The organism is Tateyamaria sp. 7Alg 36 (genome assembly GCF_059882455.1).
Genome location: NZ_CM187613.1, coordinates 2,154,516 through 2,174,940, shown reverse-complemented (window position 1 = coordinate 2,174,940; position 20,425 = coordinate 2,154,516). Strand labels below are relative to the sequence as shown.

The window sequence follows — 20,425 nt, the reverse complement described above, 5'->3', positions numbered from 1 at the left end:
CATATTGCGGCGCGATTCGACCATAGTGCGCAGGGGGCTTCGCCGAGACCCTGCGCCCTTGATCCGCCTCTAGCTACCTGTGGCGGCGCGATACCATTCAGCGATCAGGGCGCGCTCTTCCGGTTCCATATAGCTGAGGTTCGCGGGGGGCATCGCATGGCTGATCCCCGACTGCAAGTAGACGGCGCGGGCATTGCGGGTGAGGTCCGCTTGGGTTTCCAGCCGCACGCCTTTCGGTGCCCAAAGCAGGCCGGACCAGACCGGTTCGGCGGCGTGGCACATGCTGCACCGGCCCAGCACGATATCATGTACCTGCTCGAATCCTTCGGCCTCGGCAAAGCGGGTGACAAGCCGCGCCTCGCGTTGGTCGGAGGTGGCCGTGCTGAGCCAGACAATCACGATGAACAGCAGTGCGGTCACTGCCCATGTCCAATGCGGATTGCCCTTGCGCGCGTGATGGGTGTTGAACCAGTGCCGGATCGTAACGCCCATCAGAAAGACGAGAGAGGCGATGATCCAGTTATACTCGCTCGCGAAGGCCAGCGGGTAGTGGTTGGACAGCATCAGGAAGATGACCGGCAGCGTCAGGTAGTTGTTGTGGGTCGACCGTTGCTTGGCAATTTTGCCGTATTTGGCATCCGGTGTGCGCCCTTCCATCAGGTCGGCGACCACGATTTTCTGGTTCGGAATGATGATAAAGAACACGTTTCCGGACATGATCGTGGCGGTGAATGCCCCAAGGTGCAAAAGCGCAGCCCGCCCTGTGAATACCTGCGTATAGAACCACGCCATGGCGACCAACACGCCGAACAGGGCAAGCATCAGAACCGTCTGGTCTGCGTTCACAAAGGTCTTGCACAACTGGTTGTACACCACCCAGCCAAACCCGAGCGACGCCAGTGAGATCGCGACCGCCTGCCATGCGGCAAGGTCCATCACCTCTGGATCGACCAGATAGAATTCCGCCCCGAGGTAATAGACTAGCACCAGCAGCATAAAGCCGCTGATCCATGTCCAATAGCTTTGCCATTTATGCCAGATCAGCCCGTCGGGCATGCCAGCCGGTGCCACCAGATATTTCTGGATGTGATAGAAACCGCCCCCGTGGACCTGCCATTCCTCACCATCCGCGCCCGATTTCAGGTTGCGGTCACGGTGCAGGCCAAGGTCGAGGGCGATGAAGTAGAAAGATGATCCGATCCATGCGATTGCCGTGATCACGTGCAGCCAGCGCACGGCAAATTCGGCCCAAGCGCCGAAGGCGGCGAGATCGTACATGGTAATGCTCCGGTATCTGGTTTGATCCGACAGTATACGCGGCCGGACGCGAGGGGAAGATGCGCGCCCGACATCCTGACGCTTTGCCAGCTGATCCGTCGGACGTGCATATTTTTGGAACAATGATGGGAAGGTGTGGTCAAAGCGGGGAAAGGTCCGCTTTGACCTTTATCGGGCGATCAGATCTCTTCCGGCAGCGTGAGATTGAGGATGATCGACAGGGCCGCTGCGGGCAGCAGGCCCGAAGTCAGCAAGATGCCCAGCGTTTTGGGCAGATGCTGAAGCGCTTCGGGCACCAGTTGCAGGCCCAGACCCAACGAGAGAGAGACGGCGAGGATCACCATGTTGCGGCGCGACCATGTCACATCCGACAGCATGTTGATGCCTGCCGCTGCGACCATGCCGAACATGACGATGACGCCGCCGCCAAGCACGTTGATCGGGACGGTGGCGACGATGGCGCCGACTTTGGGCACGAGACCGCAGAGGATCAGGAAGATGGCGCCGATGGTGACAACGTGGCGGCTCATCACGCCGGTCATGGAGATCAGGCCGACATTCTGGCTGAACGAGGTGTTGGGCAGGCCGCCGAAGATGCCTGCGATCGCGGTGCCCAGACCGTCCGCGTAGGTTGCGCCGCTGATTTCCTTGTCTGTCGCTTCGCGTCCTGCGCCGCCTTTGGTGATGCCCGAGACGTCGCCCACGGTTTCGATGGCGGAGATAACGGCCATGAAGCACATGCCGACGATGACGGCGGCGTTAATCTCGAACCCCCATTTGAACGGCATCGGCGGGGCAAGGACAGCAGCGCGGCCCACATTGCCAAAGTTCACCTGCCCCATGGCCAGCGCAACGAGGTAGCCTGCCACCAGACCGATGAGGACGGCCGCCACGGACCACAGCCCTTTGGTGAAGAATTTGACTGCCAGAGTGACGATGATCACCACCAAGGCGGGGGTCCACATAGCAAGCGAGCCGAATTCGGGTTTTCCCATTAGCGGCACGCCCCCTGCGGCGTACTGGATGCCGACCTTGACCAGTGCGAGGCCGATCATCAACACGATCAGGCCGGTCACCAGCGGCGGCAGCGCAAAGCGCAAGCGCCCGACAAACGCACCCATGATGAAATGGAACACGCCGCCGATCATCACCCCTGTCATTAACGAGGCGAGCCCCGCCGTACCTTGACCCGCGACGGCAGGAATCATGATTGGCAGGAAGGCAAAAGAGGTGCCTTGCACGATAGGCAACCGCGCGCCTACGGGGCCCATTCCGATGGTCTGGAACAGGGTGGCGATGCCAGCGAACAGCATCGACATCTGGATCATGTAGGTCATGTCCGGAAAGCCGAGCGCGCCCTGGTCCGATCCGAACCCGATGCCAGCAGCCCCCGCAACGATGATCGCAGGAGTGACGTTCGAGGCGAACATGGCCAATACGTGCTGGATGCCCAGTGGTACGGCCCGCGCCAGTGGCGGTGTGTAATTGGGGTCGCGCAGTTCCTCTGCAGTGCCCAGCGTCGCGTCTGTCATGTGTTCTGTCCCTATTGCGTGCCGTCTTGTGCGCGGCTGAGGGGAACTATGAGGTCACGATATATGGCGGATCAAGCTTAAACTCTTGCAGGTTCGCGCCTGTCCCGATTCTGTCGACGACTGCGAACAATCCGGGCATGTGCAGCGGAGTCAGGACGCCATGCCATGTGTTGCGGTGCAGGTTGATGCCTTGCCACGGCGCCGTGAGGAAGGCGAGCGGCATCCCGGGGGCGCCGTTCTGATCCGGTGCAACGGTCACAAGGAACGGGTGTTCTGACATCGGGATGAACGCCTGACTTCCATCGGGGTGCCGTTCCAGCAGGTCGAGCGTGTAGGGCAGGGCGCGGGGGGTGGCCTTGAACAGGCTGATGCCCGCGCGCCCGTCGCCAAAGTCCAGCTCCGCACGGTCGTGGTAGCGCCCGCACATGCCTGCGTTGATCATCTTGTCAGGATCGCCGTTGCATTCCAGCACATCGCCGAAGGGCGCGAACGCCTCGGCCGTCAGCGGTTGGCATGTGATGTTAGAGAGCGACATGCCGGTTCACATCCTTGTAGAGCAGATAGCGGAACGGCTCGGAACCCGTGGCGATGCAAGCCTGCGGGCAAAAGGCGCGCAGCCACATAAAGTCGCCCGGTCCGACGGTGACCCAATCGGTATTCAGCAGGTATTCCGCCGTGCCTTGCAGCACATAAAGCCCGTGTTCCATCACATGGGTCTCGGCAAAGGGGATGCGCCCGCCCGGTTGGAAGGTAACGATGTTCACGTGGCAATCGTGCCGGATATCCAGCGGATCGACAAAGCGTTGCGTCGCCCAGACGCCATTTGTGTTCGGCATCGCGACGGGCGGCACGTCCCGTTCGTGGGTGACAAGCGGATCGGGCGGCTTGATCCCGTCGACAGGTACATATTTCTTGCGCACCCAATGGAGGCCACAGGGGGCCTCGCTGCGGTTCCAGAGGGTCCAGCGCGCACCGGGCGGGATGTAGGCATAGCTGCCCGCCGTCAGTTCGTGCAGGTCTGCGCCGAGTTTCAGATGCGCGGTGCCATGGGCCACGAAAAGGATGGCCTGCGCGTCGATGTCCGGTTCGGGATCGTTGCTACCGCCTTCGGGGCCAAGCTCGACCGCGTATTGGGCAAACGTCTCGGCAAAGCCGGACAGCGGGCGTGCCAGAATCCAGATGCGCGTGCCGACCCAGTTGGGCAGAAACGAAGTCACGATATCGCGCTGCGTGATCGCGGGCAGCACCGCGTAGGAGGTGGTGAACACCGCCGTGCCGACCGGATCGACGGTTTGATCGGGCAGGCCACCGGGGGGGAATGCGAAAGTGTTCATGCCAGTGCCTCCAGCCGCAGGCGTGCGATGCGTTCGACCTGACGGCAGGCTTGCGCGAATTCGGTTTGGGTGTCGTTTGCGATGCGTTGTTCAAAGGCGCGCAGGATGCCCGCCTTGTCATGATCCTTGACCGCGATGATGAACGGGAACCCGTGCTTGGCCACATAGGCGCTGTTTTGCGCGTCAAAGCGTGCGCGTTCGTCATCCGTCAGCGCATCTAGGCCCGCGCTGGCCTGTTCGGCGGTGCTGTCGGCGGTCAGGCGCTTGGCTGTGGCAAGTTTGCCAGCAAGGTCGGGGTGGGCGCGCAACACGCCAAGGCGTTGGTCGTCGCTGGCGGCGCGGAACACGCGGCACAGCGCGTTGTGCAGGCCCGCGACGCTGTCATGGGCGGGGCCAAGTTCCAGTGCCCACGCGCTTTCGGCGATCCACGGCGAATGTTCGAAAATGCCGCCAAAGGTGTCGACGAAGGCAGCACGCTCCATCAGGTGCCAGTTGTTGCGTGGTTTGGGCGGGTGGATCGCGGCCCAATGGGCGGCGATATCGGCTCGGCGCGCGCACCAGACACCTTCGTGGCCCTGCACATACTCGATGAACCGGCGCAGCGCCTGAACCCGTCCGGGGCGTCCGATCAGGCGGCAATGCAGGCCGATGCTTAGCATGGCGGGCTTACCAGCGACCCCTTCGGCATAAAGCGCATCAAAGCTGTCACGTAGATAGGCGTAGAACTGGTCGCCCGAGTTGAACCCTTGCGGCGTGGCAAAGCGCATGTCGTTGCAATCCAGCGTATAGGGCAGGATCAACTGGTCGCGCCCGTCAATGTGTGCCCAATAGGGCAGGTCGTCGTCATAGGTGTCGCTAATCCAGTCGAACCCGCGTTCTGCCGCCAAGGCGACGGTGTTGACCGAGCAACGCCCTGTGTACCAGCCCTTGGGCGCCTCGCCGGTGACTTGGGTATGCAGCGCGATGGCCGCATCCATATCGGCGGCTTCTGCCTGTGCCGAATGGTCCTTGTATTCGATCCATTTCAGCCCGTGGCTGGCGATCTCCCAATCGGCCTCTTGCATCGCTTCGACCTGTGCGGGGCTGCGGGCAAGGGCGGTTGCAACGCCATAGACCGTGACCGGAACTGCCGTGCTGGTGAACAGGCGGTGCAAGCGCCAGAAGCCTGCGCGCGCGCCGTAGTCATAGATGCTTTCCATGTTCCAGTGCCGCTGGTTCGGCCACTGAGCCGCGCCAACGATTTCGGACAGGAACGCCTCGGACGCGGCATCACCATGCAGGATGTTGTTTTCGCCACCCTCTTCATAATTCAGCACAAAGGACACAGCGATCCGTGCCCCATTCGGCCAAGCGGCATCAGGGCGGTTCGCACCGTATCCCAAAAAGTCACGGGGATAGCGTGGCGCAGAGTCGGCCATGGACTTCCTTTCACAATCAGAGTGAGATGCGCACGAATGGTGCGAACTTTGGGCAGGTTATAATGGCTGACGGATATCTGACAACACATGTTCTGGACACTGCGCGCGGCATGCCAGCGGCAGGAATACCCATCACTTTGTATCGGGTGTCCGGCAATTCGCACAAAAAAATAGCACAGGCCGTGACAAACTCCGACGGGCGGACCGATGCGCCGATCCTTCCGGTCGGCGAGATGACCGCCGGACAGTACGAGTTAATCTTTGAGTGCGGTGACTATCTGGACACGCACGCGCTGAACGGCGAAGAAATCAAGTTCCTTGACCAGATACCGATCCGCTTTGGCATTTCGGATGACACGGCGCACTATCACGTGCCGCTGTTGCTGTCGCCGTTCGGCTATTCCACCTATCGCGGATCCTGATCGCGGCGGATCAGGGTGATGTGCGAGGTGCCGAACCGGCGCTGGTCCACAGGGGCATAGCCTGCGGGGGCGATCATCGGCGCGCTTTCTTCCCACACAACAAGCGCATCCGGGGTCAGCCAGTCACGCACAACCTCCAGCGCCTTCTCACCCATTCCCTTGCCATAAGGCGGGTCCAGAAACACCAAATCAAACAGTGGCCCGGGCCATGCGCCAAGGCGGGTGGCATCGCCGCGCATCAGCTTTGCCTCGTCCCGCGCGCCGAGTTTTGCGATGTTGTCCGTGATCAGCTTTTGCCCGACGCGCCCGTTTTCCACGAACAGCGCGCTGACCGCCCCCCGAGACAATGCTTCAAAGCCCAGCGCGCCAGTACCTGCAAACAGATCCAGCACATGGGCATCCTGTAGTACGCCGCGACTGTTCAACATGGAAAACAGCGCCTCGCGCACGCGGTCGGGGGTGGGCCGCAAATGCGCCGCCGGATCCCCCTTGCCCACCGATGCCAAAGGTGTGCCGCGCCAACGTCCCGCGATGATCCTCACTTGAGGAGCGCCTTGAGGTCACTAGCGGCGTCCGCCACCACTGCTGGATCGGCGGTTTTGCCGGCTTCGATCAGGCGTTTTCCGATCATATATGCGCGCGGATCATTGGCGGCATCCACTGCCAACAGCTTGTCGCCACGATAGTACCAAAAGGATTTCGCGGCCCCGCCATCGCGGGTGATCACGCGGTCATATCCGGTGTTGAGGCCTGCAATCTGCAATTTCACATCATACTGGTCCGACCAGAACCAAGGGCGTGCGGTGTATTCGCGCTGGGCGCCCATGATGTTTTCAGCCACGCATTCGGCCTGATCAATCGCGTTCGGTACGCTTTCCAACCGGATGCGCCCGCCTTGATAGGGGAAGGATGCGCAATCCCCTGCGGCCCAGACATGCGGCACCGATGTGCGCCCGTGCGTGTCCGTTGCGATGCCGTTGTCGATGGCGATACCTGCCGCTTCGGCCAATGCGGTGTTGGGCGCGATGCCGACGCCCACAATTACGAAATCCACGTCCAGTGTCGTACCGTCCGACAGAACCGCGCCGCTGACCGCCCCGTCGCCGGTCAACCGCTCAAGCCCGACGGATTCGCGGATATCGACGCCGTAGTTTGCGTGCAGTGCACGGAAATAGTCGCTGGTTTCGGGCGCGGCGACCCGTTGCAGGATACGGTCGGCCATTTCGACCAGAACCACCTGCAGGCCCAGTTTGGCCGCGACCGAGGCCGCCTCAAGCCCGATGTAGCCGCCGCCGACGATCAGTACGCGCGCGCCGCTTGAGAAACGGGGGGCCATCGCATCGACATCGGCCAGATCGCGCACAACGAACACCCCGTCCAGATCACCGCCGATGGCACCGGGCAGGCGACGCGGGGTCGAGCCTGTGGCAAGGACAAGATCGCTATAGGACAGTACGCCGTCATCTATGGTCACAGTGCGGGCGGTGGTATCAATGGCGGACACTTCGGTGCCGGTGCGCAGCTCGATCCCCTGATCGGCATAAAACGCTTCGGGGCGCAGATACAGCCGCTCAAGCGGCATGTCGCCCATCAAATAGGCCTTGGACAAAGGCGGGCGTTGATAGGGCGGCGCGGTTTCTGCCCCGATCAAAGTCACCTTGCCGGTGAACCCGCCATTGCGCAGTTTGGCCACGCAGGATGACCCCGCCTGTCCCGCACCGATCACAATCACATGGTCCATCGCACTCACCTTTACTCTCGCCCTTTGCCCGTCCGCAGCCTATATCCCAGAACAAGACTGACGCAATTCCAAGAAAGGTCCGAACCCATGACAATTTCCCAAGGCGACAAACTTCCCGACGCAACCTTGTCCTATATGGGCGACGAAGGGCCCGCGCAGGTCAAGCTGAGCGACAAGACAAAAGGGCGTAAGGTTGTGATCTTTGCCCTGCCAGGTGCCTACACAGGCGTGTGCAGCACGGCGCATGTTCCCAGCTTTATCCGCACCAAAGACCAGTTCGAAGCCAAGGGCGTGGACGAAATCATCTGCGTGTCGGTCAATGACCCGTTCGTGATGAAGGCATGGGGCGACAGCACGGGCGCGAACGAGGCTGGGATCACGATGCTGGGCGACGCCGACGGCGCGTTCACAAACGCCATGGGCCGTGCATTCACCGCACCACCTGCGGGCCTGATCAACCGTTCCAAACGCTATGCCATGGTGGTTGAGGATGGCGTCGTGACCCTGATGCAAGAAGAAGAAGCGCCAGGCGTCTGCGACGTGTCCGGTGGCGAAGGCTTGCTGGCCGCGATGTAATCCGTGACCGCGCTGCCCTGTCTGGGGCGGTGTGAAGCGAAATCTATGATGGCGCGCTGAAGCTGCGGCGCGCCATTTACCTTATTGCCAAGAAGCCGTGACGCGCCCGATCAGATCGCAAAGCGTGGCAATGCGCGCGATATCTGTGCGGCCCTTGCGGGATATGATGCGTAAATCCTGATATCGGCGGGTCGGCAATGGGATCACCGTCAACGCATCCCGCCCTGCAAAGGCATCCACACCGGATTTGGGCAGGATCGTATATCCCAGCCCCTGCGCCACGGGGATCGGGATTTGCCCGATCTGGTTGACAAAGGTTCGTACCCGCAGCCGGTCCGCGCCCTTATATTCCCCATCAAAATTCGCCGAAAACAAATCATCCGCATAGGCGTAGCCATCAGGATGCGCGACAAAGCCAAGCGCGTCGAGGCGGGTAAGGTCAAAGGGTTCCCCCGCCAGCGATTTCGGCACGACAAGGCAAAGCTCTTCTTGCGCGAGCGGCTGCGCTTGCAGTCGCGGGTGGTGGACATCCTCGGCGACAATGCCAAGGTCGAACGCCCCGTTCAGGACCGAGCTTACAATCGTCTGGTGCGGCGCGGCGGTCACGTTGATGACCAGATCGGGCGCGTCCTTCATCCGCTTAAGCAGGTGGGGATAAAGCCACATCGCAAAACTGCCCGAGCAGCCGATGCTAACCTCGCCCACTGTCGGATCATCCCCGCGGACCGCATCGCGCAAGGCCCGTTCCTGCGCGCGGCGCGCAAGGCCGACGGCCTGCACGGCCTCTCCCGCAGGGGTGAGGGTAAAGGATTTCCCGTCCTTCACGATCAGCGGTTTGCCCACTTGCGCGGCCAGCTTGTTCACATGCTGTGACACCCCGGGTTGGGTCATGCCCAGCACGTCAGCCGTGCGGGTGAAATGCCGGACCTCGCAAAGTGTGGTGAAGGTTTCGAGCCATGTGGCGTTCAGCATGTTCATCTCAAACGGTTATAAAAATGATGAGATATGATAATTTTTAATGTGCGCATCGTCCACCTACATTCCAATCAACACAGTTGAAAGGAAACACAATGACACCCACACCGCGCACGTTCTCTCATATCGGCCTGTCCGTACCGGACCTTGAAAAGGCGGTCGCATTCTACCGCGACGTACTCGGGTTCTATGTGATCATGGAACCCACCGTCATCGTCGAGGATGGCAGCGACATCGGCCAGATGTGCACCGACGTTTTCGGCGACGGCTGGGGCCGTATACGCATTGCGCATATGGCCACAGCAGACCGGATTGGGTTCGAACTGTTCGAATTCGAAGGAAACGAGGCACCGGCGGACAACCTCAACTACCGCCAGCATGGCACCTTCCACTTTGCGATTCAGGATCCCAACCTTGAGGATCTGCTGGAAAAGATCGTCGCGGCGGGTGGCAAACAGCGGATGCCAGTGCGCCAGTATTTCCCTGACGAAAAACCCTATCGCATGGTCTATGTCGAAGACCCGTTCGGCATTGTCTTCGAACTCTATAGCCACAGCTATGAACTGACTTATTCCGCTGGCGCGTATTCGTGATGCAGGTCTGAAAACGAAAAAGGCTGCCGGAGAGAATTCCGGCAGCCTTTAATGAATTCGCAAGCGGTTAACCTATGCGCGCCAAGATCACTCGGCTGCTTGCACGATGGTGCGTGTGGGGAAGGGGATGTCGATCCCTTCGGCGTCAAGCGCCTCTTTCACACGGCGTTTCATGTCGGCCTGATACTGGAAGTAGTCCCCGCTGTTGCACCAGACGCGCACCAGAAAATCGACCGAACTGTCGTTAAGGTTGTTCACCTGAACAAAGGGTTTCGGTTCGGTGAGGGACCGCTCGTCCGCCATGATCGTGGCATGAATGACCTCTTCCGCGCGCTTGAGGTTCGCACCATAGCCAACGCCAAAGGTCCATTCGGCGCGCCGTGTTGGATAAACCGAATAGTTGTCGATCGTGTTCCCCCACACTTCGGAGTTGGGGATGATCACCTGAACGTTGCTCAGGTTCGCGAGTTCGGTGAAGTTCAGTGTAACGTCCTTGACGGTACCCATCTTGCCCGCGACCTCGACAAAATCACCGATCTTAAGCGGGCGGAACAGGATCAGCATGACGCCCGCCGCCACATTGGACAGCGTGCCCTGCAAGGCCAGACCAATGGCCAAACCTGCGGCACCGACAGCGGCCACAACCGACGTCGTCTGCACCCCGAAGGTGTTCAGCACGATCAGCGCGGTAAAGCCCAAGATCACATAGCGGACAATAGAGCCGAGGAAGTTGAACAGCGTGTCGTCAAGATGACGGCTGCGCGTGCCGATGGCGGTCACGCGGCGACCCAGCCAAGCGGCGATGATCCAACCGACAGTCAGGATCAGGATGGCGGCCAGAACCGACCCGAAAAGAGATGCCAGAAACTCCAGCGACAGATAGTCGCCAATCGAATTGTCCTGCCAGATTTCAATATCCAGAAATTGTTGCAACTGTTCCATTCTTCTTACTCCGCCAGTCCGTCCATCTTGCGCGCCAGTTTCGCGTCTAGCGGGCTAAGGCCACCGACATCATGCGTCGTCAAGGTCACATCGACTGTTTTGTATACGTTCGTCCACTCGGGGTGGTGGTTCCATTTTTCGGCCCAGATGGCGACCTGTGTCATCCAGCCGAACGCATCTACGAAGTCCTCGAATTCAAAGGTCTTGTGGATCGCGTCTCGGTCGGAGGTCATTTCCCATCCGGTTTTCAACAACGGGTCCAACAACGTGGCCCGTGTTTCAGCGCTCAAAAGCTCGGTCATTCCTGTTCCTCAATACGGACCCGCTTGAACGGGCCGTAATCCGTGAGAATTTCTATCTCCTCTTCCACCGCCTCACGTTCGGCTTCGAGGTATCTTGCGATGGCGTCGGCAAATCCTGCGTCACCTACCCAGTGCAGGCTGTGGGTCTGGGTTGGCAGATATCCACGTGCCAGTTTGTGTTCGCCTTGCGCGCCTGCCTCGACCCGCGCCAGCCCGTGTTCGATCGCAAAGTCGATTGCGCGGTAATAGCACAACTCGAAATGCAAACAGGGGTGGTGTTCGACACACCCCCAATAACGGCCGTATAACGTCTGGGCGCCGATAAAGTTCAATGCGCCCGCCACAAAACGTCCATCCCGTTCGGCCAGTACCAATGCCATGTCGTCGCGTAGCGTTTCCTGCGCAATCGCAAAAAACCGCCGCGTCAGATATGGCGTGCCCCATTTGCGCGCGCCTGTGTCCTGATAGAACTCCCAGAACGCATCCCAGTGTTCGCGTTTCAGATCATCGCCCGTATAGGTGCGGATTGTCCCGCCAAAGCCCTGCGCCTGCGCGCGTTCCTTGCGCATGTTCTTGCGCTTGCGACTGCTAAGGCTGTTCAGAAATGCGTCAAAATCGGCATAGCCCGCGTTCAGCCAGTGGAATTGCTGTGTCGTGCGCCCCATCAGGCCCATCTCGACGCCCGCGTCGCGTTCGGCCTCGGTACAGAAGGTGATGTGCAACGAACTGAGTTCGTTGTTGGCCGCCAGTTGCACCGCCCCTTGCACTAGCGCGGCAAGGCCCGTTTCGGGGAAATCGGGATGCGTTAGGAACCGCCGCCCCGTGGCGGGGGTATGTGGCACCGCGATCTGCAATTTCGGGTAATAGCGGTGGCCAGACCGTTCGTAGGCATGCGCCCAGTTGTGGTCAAAGATGTATTCGCCCTGACTGTGACCCTTGGCATACATCGGCGCGACGGCAATCGTCTGTCCGGCCATCACCGCCTGCAGGTATTGGGGCTGCCATCCTGTGCCCGCGCCAACGGAATGGCTGTCCTCCAGCGCCTTGAGGAAACGGTGCGTGGTGAACGGATCATTGGGCCGCCCGCCATTCGCCGCCTCGGGGCAGGCGCAGGCATCCCATGTTTCGGCGTCAATCGCGTTCAGGCTGGACAGAACACGAATTTCGATCTCTTGCTCTGACACGCGGTCTTTCCTCGGCTTGGGGTTTTGAATGTGTAGCGACGGGCGTAATCTTCAACCGTGAAGCGGGGGCAGATACCCTTCAAAGGTGACATTTTCAGCGACTGCCCGAGCCTCTGCTTCGGCCTCGGGCGATTTGATGGTCCAGCACAGTACGTTCGCGCCTAGGGCCTTTATCTCGGCCACGCGGGGGCGGGCCAGATCCGGTGCTTCGTGACTGATGAAACTGGCACCAACGCGGTCGAAATCCGGAATAGCGCGCAGCCGGTCGCACGTCTGTTCGCTCAGGGGCCATTCAGCGGGATCATAGGCGCTGGTGGTAAGACCCCGCGGGATGTCGGGGCAAACATCCGCCATCCGCGCCACGGCATGGGGGTTGAACGACATCAGGGCGACAGGTCCGGCATAGCCCTTGAGCGCGGCGGCGGTTGCGTCCTCGAGCGGGCCGATATTCGGGCCCATCGCGCCATCCTGATCCTTAATCTCGATCAGCAGCGGTACCTGCCCTGCGACCAGTTCCAGAACGTCGGTCAGGGTCGGAATCGTCTCGTCCGCGCCGCCCAGCAGTGGGATGCGGCCCAGCGTGGCCGCATCAAGGGCGCGGATCGGGCCCTGCGCCTCGGCCAGTCGATCCAGTGCGTAGTCGTGGAACACCATGGCCACGCCATCGGCAGACAGTTGCACATCGATTTCAATGCCATAGCCATGCGCGATGGCCGCGCGGATCGCCGCGCGACTGTTTTCGGGACGCCCGTCCGTCACATCATGCAATGCGCGATGTGCCAGCGGCGCGCCCAGAAACGCAGGATCAAGGCGTGGGGTCATTTGATCTGGAAGATGCCTTCGATCTCGACCGCGACACCCAGTGGCAGCGCAGCTGCGGACACGGCCGAACGGCTGTGCCGACCCGCGTCACCCAATGCTTCGACCATGAAATCGGAACATCCGTTCACGACTTGGGGCTGTTCGGTAAAGTCGGCGGTGGAGTTCACAAAGGCGGTCAGCTTCACAACCCGCACAAGGCGGTCGATGTCGCCACCACAGGCCGCTTTGACCTGTGCGAGCAGGCTGATAGCGCAGAGTTTCGCTGCTTCGGCCCCTGCGGCGGTGTCCATGTCCGCGCCCAGCTTGCCCTTGACCAACCCGTCCGGTCCATTCGAAATCTGACCCGACACATAGACGATGTCGCCGACCTGAACAAAAGGCACATAGTTGGCGGCGGGGGCAGGGGCGTCAGGCAATGTGACGCCCAGTTCGGCAAGGCGGGATTCGATGGACATGGGAGGGATCCTTTTCAAAATGTCAGTCGGCGCGACGCTATCCGCAGCGCACCGGATCGAAAAGGCCCAAGATTAGGATTCGCGGAAGGCGCGGTTGAAATAGTCCGCCAGCGGTTTGACCAGATAGGCCATCGGCGATCGGTCCGCTGTGCGGATAAACGCCTCGACCGGCATACCGGGCAACAGAACCTGCCCGTCGGCCAGTTTGCTAAGCTCACCGGGGTTGAGGGTTATTTCGGCGCGGTAATAGCTGATGCCTATATTTTCATCCTCAAACGCATCGGCAGAGACGATGGCAACTTGCCCCACCAGTTCGGGAGTCGTGCGTTGGTCCAACGCGGAAAAGCGCAGATTGACCTGCTGGCCGGTGATAATCTGGTCGATATGGATCGGATCAACACGGGCGGCGATGACCAGCGGGCGGTCCTGCGGAATAAGGAACAGCACTGGATCGGCCCCGCGCACCACCGACCGTAGCGTCTGGACCCGCATGCCATAGACAATGCCGGACACGGGGGCGCGAATTTGCATCTGTTCGATTTCGGCCAGCAGGGATTGGCGTTCCTCAACCAGTTCCAACTCGCGCGCGCGCAGGTCGCGCAAACGGCCAATCGCCTCTTCGCGTCGCGTCGAGGACAGGCGCAGCACTTCTATTTCGATCTCGGTGATGCGCTGTTCTGATTGCGCCTTGGCGGCAGCAAGTTCGCCCAACTGTCCATCCAAAGACGCCGATTGCCGTTGCAGTGCCAACACGCCCGAGGCTTGCGTCAAACCACGGTCCAGCAGGCTTTGCTGGGCGGTCAGTTCCTGTTCGATCAGTTCGAGCTGGCGGGCAAGCGATGCTTCTTGCGCGGTGATGCCGACGATCTGGTTGCGGGTCTGGTCGGCGCGTTGCGCCAGTTGTTCGGTCTGGCGCGCCACGGAGTGGCGGCGGGCAAAGAACAGGTTCCGCTGTCCTTCGACCAGTTCGGCGATTTCGGGCCGCGTGTCGGCAAGGGACAGCAGTTCGGCGTCAAAGGTGATGGTGTCGCGCCCGTCCCGTTCCGCCGACAGCCGCCCGCGTCGTGCCATCAGTTCGAAAAGCTGCCCTTCGACGATGGACAGTGTCGATTCCAGCTGGCGCACATCCAGTTGCAGCAGCAGATCACCCGCTTGCACGCTGTCGCCTTCCTTGACCGCGATTTCCGACACGACGCCGCCGACGGGGTGCTGCACAATCTGACGGTTCTGATCGACCTCGATCCGGCCCGGGGCGATGATTGCGCCCGCGATCTGGGTCAGGGTTGCCCACGCAACGAAACCACCGAGCAGCACGATGAGACCAAGAAATCCCAGCGTGACCGGAACGGTGGCGGACCAGCGCGAATCGCTCATGAGACACCTCCGGCACCTTGGGGCGCGCGTTGGATTTCCTGATGGTTTTTGACCATGGATTTCAGCACCTCGTCTTTCGGGCCAAAGGCGGTGCGCACGCCGCCGTCGATCACCAGCAGCAGGTCGCATTCCTGAATGGCCGCAGGACGGTGCGCCATGATCATCACCGACCGCCCGTCCGCCTTTAGCGATCTAATCGCCTTGTTCAGAGCCAGCGTGCCTTCGTTGTCGAGGTTTGAATTGGGTTCGTCCAGCACAAGGATTACCGGATCGTCATACAGCGCACGCGCCAACCCGATGCGCTGGATCTGTCCGCCGGACAGGCGTTGCTGGCCGGAATTGATCCGCGTGTCATACCCGTCGGGCAGTTCGAGGATCATCTTGTGCGCGTCGGCCTTCTGCGCGGCGGCAACGACCTTTTCCGCGTCGGGTTCCAGCGACAGGCGGGCAATGTTTTCCGCGATGGTGCCGTCGAACAATTGCACGCGTTGCGGCAGGTATCCGATGTGCTGGCCCAGCACCTCGGGCGCATATTGATCCAGCGCCGCCGCATCCAGCCGGATCGACCCGCCCGCAGGCCGCCAGACGCCGGTGACGCACCGCGCAAGTGTGGATTTCCCCGCACCGGACGGGCCGATAACGCCCACCGCATGGCCGGGCGGCAATTCGAAGTTAAGCGCACGCAGGGCGGCCGACTTTTCCCCCGGTGCGACCACGGTCAGCGCCTTGGCCACCAGACGTGCGGCGGGTTTCGGCAGGGCGGTACGTGGCTGTTCGGCAGGGACCGCGCCCAGCAGTTCGGACAGTTCATCCCAACCCTTGGCGGCGCGCTGTACTATGGGCCATTGCGTTAGCATCAATTCGATCGGGGCGAGGGCGCGGCCCAGCAAAATAGACCCCGCGATCATCGCACCCGGCGTCATTTCGTTCTGCAACACCAGATAGGCCCCAAGGCCCAGCATCGCGCTTTGCAGAAACAGGCGCAGCGTTTTGGTAAGCGAGGTAAAACCGCCGCCCACATCGGTGGCGCGTATCTGTTCGTCAAGCGCCGTGCCGCGCGCCTGTTGCCAGCGGTCAAAAGCGGCGCGGCGCATCCCCATGGCTTGCACCATTTCGGCCTCGATCCGTAGCTGGTCGGACATGGCGCTGGCAGCTTGGCCTGCCTGACCGGCCCGCAGTTGCGGCAGGCGCGATAGCATTTGGTTGGCAAGGGCGATCAGAATCAGAACCGCGCCGCCCACAACCGCCAACCAGCCCAGCATCGGGTGGAAAACAAAGATTGCTGCTATAAAAATAGGCGTCCACGGCAAATCGAAAACGGCCATCAAAACGGGCGAGGTCAAAAGGCGCTGGATCGCCTCAAGATCGGCAAGACCCGACTGCGTGCGTGCATCTGGCGCGATCGCGGCCTTGCGCACGACGGCGTCAAAGACACGGCGGTCGAGCGCGGCCTGAAACCGCGCCCCGACACGAGCCATGATGCGCCCGCGGGTGTAGTCGAGAATGCCCATGACGCCATAGAGGAACACCACCAACAGCGACAAAGCGATCAATGTTTCAACGCTTTTGCTGCCCAACACGCGGTCATAGACCTGCAACATATAGATCGGGCCGGTCAGCATCAGCAGGTTGGCGAAAAGGCTGAAAATCCCGACGGTCCAATACAGGCTGCGCGATTTGACCCGTGTCGACCGCAATTCTGCCCGACCCAGTTTTTTCACGTCACTTTGCATAGGCACCTTTTCGCTCGCTTGGTCGTTGGAGGCCGGGTTTGTGCCAGCTATCTCTTAATTTTCGTGTCACGCAAGTGCCACAGCCGTGCAAATGCGTTTTGCACGGTATAGGCATTTTACACAGAAACACTAAGTAACCGATACGAATAGTCACCGGAGAAATACTTTGACCCTTTTCACTCGCCTGCAGCGCGGCGCCTTGGTGCTGGTGGCTGTTGCATCCCTTGCCGCCTGTGCGGGGTCCAACGGAAGTGTCATGACTGCGGACGGGATCAACGACCCTTACGAGCCGCAGAACCGCCGTGTGCATGCCTTTAACCGTGGTCTGGACCGCGCCATCGTGCGCCCCGCGGCGGTCGGCTATTCGACTGTGCTGCCGGACGAGGTTGAGGACAGCGTGACCAATTTTGCCGTCAACCTTGGCCAGCCGTCGGTCATGGTGAACAGCCTGTTGCAGGGCAATTTGCGCGGTCTTGGCCAGTCGACCTTGCGTTTCACCGTCAACTCGACGCTGGGGCTGCTGGGCTTTTTCGACGTGGCAACAGAATTCAAGATGGCCAATCACGACACCGACTTTGGCGAAACGCTTTATGTCTGGGGCGCGAACGAGGGGGCCTATATCGAACTGCCCTTGTTGGGCCCGTCCACTACGCGCAACGCGACCGGCAAATTCGTCGATCTGTTCACCAACCCGCTCAGCTATACGATGAACAGCCCCGAGAAATACTATGGCACCGGCGCCTCTGTTGCTGCGGGCCTCAGCTCGCGGGGGCGGTTCTCGGAAACGGTGGATTCGATCCTGTATGACAGCGCCGACAGCTATGCCCAAGCGCGCCTGATCTATTTGCAGAACCGCCGGTTCAAACTGGGCGATGCCTCTGCGGACACTGAAATCGACCCATTTGAACTAAGCACGGAAGGTTTTTGATATGGACCGACGCAATTTCATCGCCCTGACAGGGGCCGCAACGCTGATGCCCGCACTGCCGGCATTTGCGCTGACCGAAGCCAGTGCCAAGCAGCTGATCGACACCTTGGTCGCTGACATCAACAAGGTGATCGCATCCGGCAAAGGCGAAAACGCAATGTTCCGCGAATTCGAACGCATCTTTGCCCGCTATAGCGACACGTCCTACATCGCCGCCTATGCGATGGGCGCGGACGGGCGCACCGCCTCTGCTGCGCAAAAGCGTGCGTTTTCGGATGCGTTCCAAGGATATGTGGCGCGCAAATACGGCAAACGCTTCCGCGAGTTCATCGGCGGGCGGCTTGAGGTGCAGCGCGTCAAGAAGGTCAAGAACTGGTACGAGGTCGACACCACCGCCTATCTCAGTGGGGAGTCCCCCTTTACCGTGACTTTCCATGTGTCTGACCGGTCGGGTCGCGATCTGTTCTTCAACATGTTCATCGAAGGCATCAACCTGCTGCTGACCGAACGGACAGAGATCGGCGCGATGATCGACCGCAATGGCGGCGACATCGATGCGATGATCAAACAGCTTCAAACAGCGGGCTAATCGCCCCGCAATGTAATCTCGGCAACTTTATCTGTTGCCGAGATTTCCCCCGAAAATATCCCGCACCAGTTTTTCGATCAGGTTCTCGGCCTTGCTTGGCCGGTTCTGTTGGCGTGGCTGTGTGTTGGGTTGCGGTGCGGGGGCCTGTTGCTGCACGCGGTAACCTTCGGGTTCGCGCATCGGCAGGGGGCGTGCGGGGACGCCCTCGTGCACGCGGACCATGGTTTCGCGCCAGATTTCAGCAGGCAGACCACCGCCCGTTACGCCGGTAAGGGGCGTGTTGTCGTCATACCCCATCCAGACGCCTGCCACATAGTCAGCGGTAAAGCCGATGAACCACGCATCCCGCGCCGCTTGGGTCGTGCCGGTTTTGCCTGCGATTTGGCGGTCGTCGAACTGGGCGCGTTTGCCGGTGCCTTCGCTGACGACCTTTTCCATCATCCAGATCAGTTCGGCCGCCGCTGTGTCGCCAATTACGCGTTCGCGGATACCGCCACCGGATCCCATCAGCGGTTCTGTATCACCCTTGAGGCGCAGATCGACGAGGCCATAGGGCGCAACGGACGACCCGCCGTTCAGGATGCCCGCATAGGCCCCCGTCATGTCCAGCAGGGTGCTTTCGGACGCGCCAAGCGCCAGAGCGGGGCCATCGGCAAGGTCGCTTTCGATGCCAAAATCACTTGCCACCCGCCGGACCAGATCGCGCCCGACACTTTCCGAGATTTTCACCGCCGGAATGTTCAGTGAATCCTTGAGCGCATCAACAAGCGTCACGCGGCCCTTATAGTCGTTGGTGTAGTTGCGCGGCGACCATGGCCCCGATCCGGGGATGTTAATGGTCAGCGGCGCGTCATCCACAAAGTCGAGCGGGGAATAGCCCAGTTCGAGCGCGGCGGCATAGACAAAGGGTTTGAACGCCGATCCGGTCTGCCGCTCGGCCTGAATGGCGCGGTTGAACACGCCGGAGACCTGCGTTTCACGCCCTCCCACCATGGCACGTACCGCACCGTCCGCATCCATCACGACGATGGCGGCCTGCGCCTTGGACCCTGCGCGTACCTTGTTCTCGAACACATAGGATAGTGCCTGTTCGGCGGCCCGTTGCAGGCGCTGGTCAAGCGTGGTGCGGATAATCACATCTTCGGTGGTGTTGCGGGTAAAAAATTCGGGACCGGTCGACATCACCCAGTCCGCGAAATACCCGCCCGCATTGCGCCGCGCCGCAGGGGACAGGGTTGCGGGGTTCTGCTGCCACTGGGCGACTTCAGCGTCAGAGAGATACCCTTGCTCTCCCATCAGGCGCAGGATCGTGGCGGCGCGGTCTTGGGACCGTTCAAGGTCGGATGTGGGGGCCAGTCGTGACGGGGCAGTCAGCAGGCCTGCAATCATCGCGCCCTCGGACGGGTTCAACTGCGATGCGGGTTTGCCGAAATAGCGCTGTGCGGCGGCCTCGGCCCCGTAGGCACCGCCGCCCATATAGGCGCGGTTAAGGTAGATCGACAGGATCTCGTCCTTGGAATACTTCGCTTCCATGGCAAGGGCATAGACCGCCTCCTTCGCCTTGCGCTGTAGCGAGTTGCGGCGGCAGTCGGCGACATATTCCGCCTCGTTCTTCCACTCTGCTGGATCGTATTCCACGCCAAGGCACAGCAGTTTCGCTGTCTGCTGTGTGATGGTCGACCCGCCATGGCCCGACAGCGGACCACGCCCTTCGCTCAGGTTGATGCGCACCGCGCTGGCGATACCCCGCGGGCTGAGCCCGAAATGGCGGTAAAAGCGTTTATCCTCGGTCGCGACGACGGCGTTCTTGAGCGCGGGCGCGACGGATTGTGCCGTGACTGCGCCGCCGAACTGGTCGCCGCGGCGGGTAAAGATGCGGTCCTCGCGGTCCAGCAGCGTGACAGAGCCACGCGCGCGGCCATCCATCAACGCGGTCACTTCGGGCAGGGTGGTCCAGAAATACCCGACGACCAGCGCGAGAATGATCGCAGCCACGGCCGTCACGCGCCAGGTCACGATCCAGATCAGTCGCAGAATCCAGCGGAACAGGCGCACGAATATATTGCGCTTCCTCGGCTTTTTCGCCGCCGGTTTGCGCTTGGGCGCGGCTTTGCGCGCTGTGGGTTTGGGTTTCGCCTTGCCCGCGCCATAGCGTCGGTCGGCAACCAAAGGCCGTTTGCCTTTTCTTGAATCACTCATCTTTTGACCCCTGCCCGGCCTTTTGTTT

General features: G+C 60.9%; 21 protein-coding genes. 5 read left to right on the top strand and 16 right to left on the bottom strand.

The genetic code is table 11. The features are described from left to right. Positions 1-69 precede the first annotated feature (69 nt). The 5 genes from AC6GQJ_RS10645 to puuE all read right to left on the bottom strand — a co-directional run bounded on the left by AC6GQJ_RS10645 (position 70) and on the right by puuE (position 5,562). On the bottom strand, positions 70-1,278 hold the full coding sequence (locus AC6GQJ_RS10645; protein WP_500767998.1) for a urate hydroxylase PuuD: 1,209 nt from the start codon (positions 1,276-1,278) through the stop codon (positions 70-72). Positions 1,279-1,457: 179 nt separating this feature from the next. Continuing rightward, entirely contained in the window at positions 1,458-2,810 is a 1,353-nt protein-coding gene (locus tag AC6GQJ_RS10640; protein ID WP_500767996.1) for a uracil-xanthine permease family protein, read from the bottom strand. A 46-nt stretch (positions 2,811-2,856) separates the two neighbouring features. After that, positions 2,857-3,345 (bottom strand): ureidoglycolate lyase, encoded by a 489-nt coding sequence (locus AC6GQJ_RS10635; RefSeq protein WP_500767994.1) that lies wholly within the window; start codon positions 3,343-3,345, stop codon positions 2,857-2,859. Then, positions 3,332-4,144, bottom strand: coding sequence for a bifunctional allantoicase/(S)-ureidoglycine aminohydrolase (locus tag AC6GQJ_RS10630; RefSeq protein ID WP_500767992.1), 813 nt, complete (start codon positions 4,142-4,144; stop codon positions 3,332-3,334). The genes AC6GQJ_RS10635 and AC6GQJ_RS10630 overlap by 14 nt, the downstream gene beginning before the upstream one ends. Beyond that, a complete protein-coding gene (gene puuE, locus AC6GQJ_RS10625; RefSeq protein ID WP_500767990.1) occupies positions 4,141-5,562 on the bottom strand; it encodes an allantoinase PuuE in 1,422 nt (473 codons plus the stop codon). The genes AC6GQJ_RS10630 and puuE overlap by 4 nt, the downstream gene beginning before the upstream one ends. A 62-nt stretch (positions 5,563-5,624) precedes the next feature. Between puuE and uraH the strand changes: the two genes are divergently transcribed. After that, positions 5,625-5,984, top strand: a complete 360-nt coding sequence (uraH, locus tag AC6GQJ_RS10620; protein WP_500767988.1) for a hydroxyisourate hydrolase — start codon at positions 5,625-5,627, stop codon at positions 5,982-5,984. Here the strand turns inward: uraH and rsmD are convergent. Then, entirely contained in the window at positions 5,969-6,526 is a 558-nt protein-coding gene (rsmD, locus tag AC6GQJ_RS10615) for a 16S rRNA (guanine(966)-N(2))-methyltransferase RsmD (protein WP_500767986.1), read from the bottom strand. The genes uraH and rsmD overlap by 16 nt on opposite strands. Continuing rightward, positions 6,523-7,725, bottom strand: a complete 1,203-nt coding sequence (locus AC6GQJ_RS10610) for an NAD(P)/FAD-dependent oxidoreductase (protein ID WP_500767984.1) — start codon at positions 7,723-7,725, stop codon at positions 6,523-6,525. Before AC6GQJ_RS10610 ends, rsmD begins: the two co-directional genes overlap by 4 nt. 87 nt (positions 7,726-7,812) lie before the next feature. Here AC6GQJ_RS10610 and AC6GQJ_RS10605 point away from each other — a divergent pair, with 87 nt between their 5' ends. Next, the gene (locus AC6GQJ_RS10605; RefSeq protein ID WP_500767982.1) at positions 7,813-8,301 is read left to right on the top strand and encodes a peroxiredoxin; all 489 of its coding nucleotides are present in this window, start codon (positions 7,813-7,815) and stop codon (positions 8,299-8,301) included. A gap of 81 nt (positions 8,302-8,382) precedes the next feature. On the opposite strand, the gene AC6GQJ_RS10600 is transcribed toward AC6GQJ_RS10605, so the two are convergent. Beyond that, complete coding sequence (locus AC6GQJ_RS10600) at positions 8,383-9,273, bottom strand: LysR family transcriptional regulator (RefSeq protein WP_500773889.1); 891 nt, start codon at positions 9,271-9,273, stop codon at positions 8,383-8,385. A 98-nt stretch (positions 9,274-9,371) separates the two neighbouring features. Here AC6GQJ_RS10600 and AC6GQJ_RS10595 point away from each other — a divergent pair, with 98 nt between their 5' ends. Then, positions 9,372-9,869 carry a lactoylglutathione lyase family protein gene (locus AC6GQJ_RS10595; protein WP_500767980.1) on the top strand — a complete coding sequence of 166 codons (498 nt, stop codon included), beginning with the start codon at positions 9,372-9,374 and terminating at the stop codon, positions 9,867-9,869. Between the two features lie 87 nt (positions 9,870-9,956). On the opposite strand, the gene AC6GQJ_RS10590 is transcribed toward AC6GQJ_RS10595, so the two are convergent. The 7 genes from AC6GQJ_RS10590 to AC6GQJ_RS10560 all read right to left on the bottom strand — a co-directional run bounded on the left by AC6GQJ_RS10590 (position 9,957) and on the right by AC6GQJ_RS10560 (position 16,681). Further along, positions 9,957-10,811, bottom strand: coding sequence for a mechanosensitive ion channel family protein (locus tag AC6GQJ_RS10590; RefSeq protein ID WP_500767978.1), 855 nt, complete (start codon positions 10,809-10,811; stop codon positions 9,957-9,959). A 5-nt stretch (positions 10,812-10,816) separates the two neighbouring features. Next, positions 10,817-11,113, bottom strand: coding sequence for a 4a-hydroxytetrahydrobiopterin dehydratase (locus AC6GQJ_RS10585; RefSeq protein ID WP_500767976.1), 297 nt, complete (start codon positions 11,111-11,113; stop codon positions 10,817-10,819). After that, positions 11,110-12,297, bottom strand: a complete 1,188-nt coding sequence (locus AC6GQJ_RS10580) for a GNAT family N-acetyltransferase (protein WP_500767974.1) — start codon at positions 12,295-12,297, stop codon at positions 11,110-11,112. Before AC6GQJ_RS10580 ends, AC6GQJ_RS10585 begins: the two co-directional genes overlap by 4 nt. 51 nt (positions 12,298-12,348) lie before the next feature. Beyond that, positions 12,349-13,119, bottom strand: a complete 771-nt coding sequence (locus tag AC6GQJ_RS10575; protein WP_500767972.1) for a glycerophosphodiester phosphodiesterase family protein — start codon at positions 13,117-13,119, stop codon at positions 12,349-12,351. Beyond that, positions 13,116-13,574 (bottom strand): RidA family protein, encoded by a 459-nt coding sequence (locus tag AC6GQJ_RS10570; protein WP_500767970.1) that lies wholly within the window; start codon positions 13,572-13,574, stop codon positions 13,116-13,118. The genes AC6GQJ_RS10575 and AC6GQJ_RS10570 overlap by 4 nt, the downstream gene beginning before the upstream one ends. A 72-nt stretch (positions 13,575-13,646) precedes the next feature. Next, positions 13,647-14,948 (bottom strand): HlyD family type I secretion periplasmic adaptor subunit, encoded by a 1,302-nt coding sequence (locus AC6GQJ_RS10565; protein ID WP_500767968.1) that lies wholly within the window; start codon positions 14,946-14,948, stop codon positions 13,647-13,649. Further along, positions 14,945-16,681 carry a type I secretion system permease/ATPase gene (locus AC6GQJ_RS10560; RefSeq protein WP_500767967.1) on the bottom strand — a complete coding sequence of 579 codons (1,737 nt, stop codon included), beginning with the start codon at positions 16,679-16,681 and terminating at the stop codon, positions 14,945-14,947. The genes AC6GQJ_RS10565 and AC6GQJ_RS10560 overlap by 4 nt, the downstream gene beginning before the upstream one ends. Before the next feature lie 166 nt (positions 16,682-16,847). Between AC6GQJ_RS10560 and AC6GQJ_RS10555 the strand changes: the two genes are divergently transcribed. Both AC6GQJ_RS10555 and AC6GQJ_RS10550 read left to right on the top strand, forming a co-directional pair. Next, positions 16,848-17,609, top strand: a complete 762-nt coding sequence (locus AC6GQJ_RS10555; RefSeq protein WP_500767965.1) for an MlaA family lipoprotein — start codon at positions 16,848-16,850, stop codon at positions 17,607-17,609. A 1-nt stretch (position 17,610) separates the two neighbouring features. Continuing rightward, positions 17,611-18,198, top strand: coding sequence for an MlaC/ttg2D family ABC transporter substrate-binding protein (locus AC6GQJ_RS10550; protein WP_500767963.1), 588 nt, complete (start codon positions 17,611-17,613; stop codon positions 18,196-18,198). Positions 18,199-18,225: 27 nt separating this feature from the next. Here the strand turns inward: AC6GQJ_RS10550 and AC6GQJ_RS10545 are convergent, their stop codons facing one another. Further along, positions 18,226-20,397, bottom strand: coding sequence for a transglycosylase domain-containing protein (locus AC6GQJ_RS10545; protein WP_500767961.1), 2,172 nt, complete (start codon positions 20,395-20,397; stop codon positions 18,226-18,228). Between the last annotated feature and the right edge of the window lie 28 nt (positions 20,398-20,425).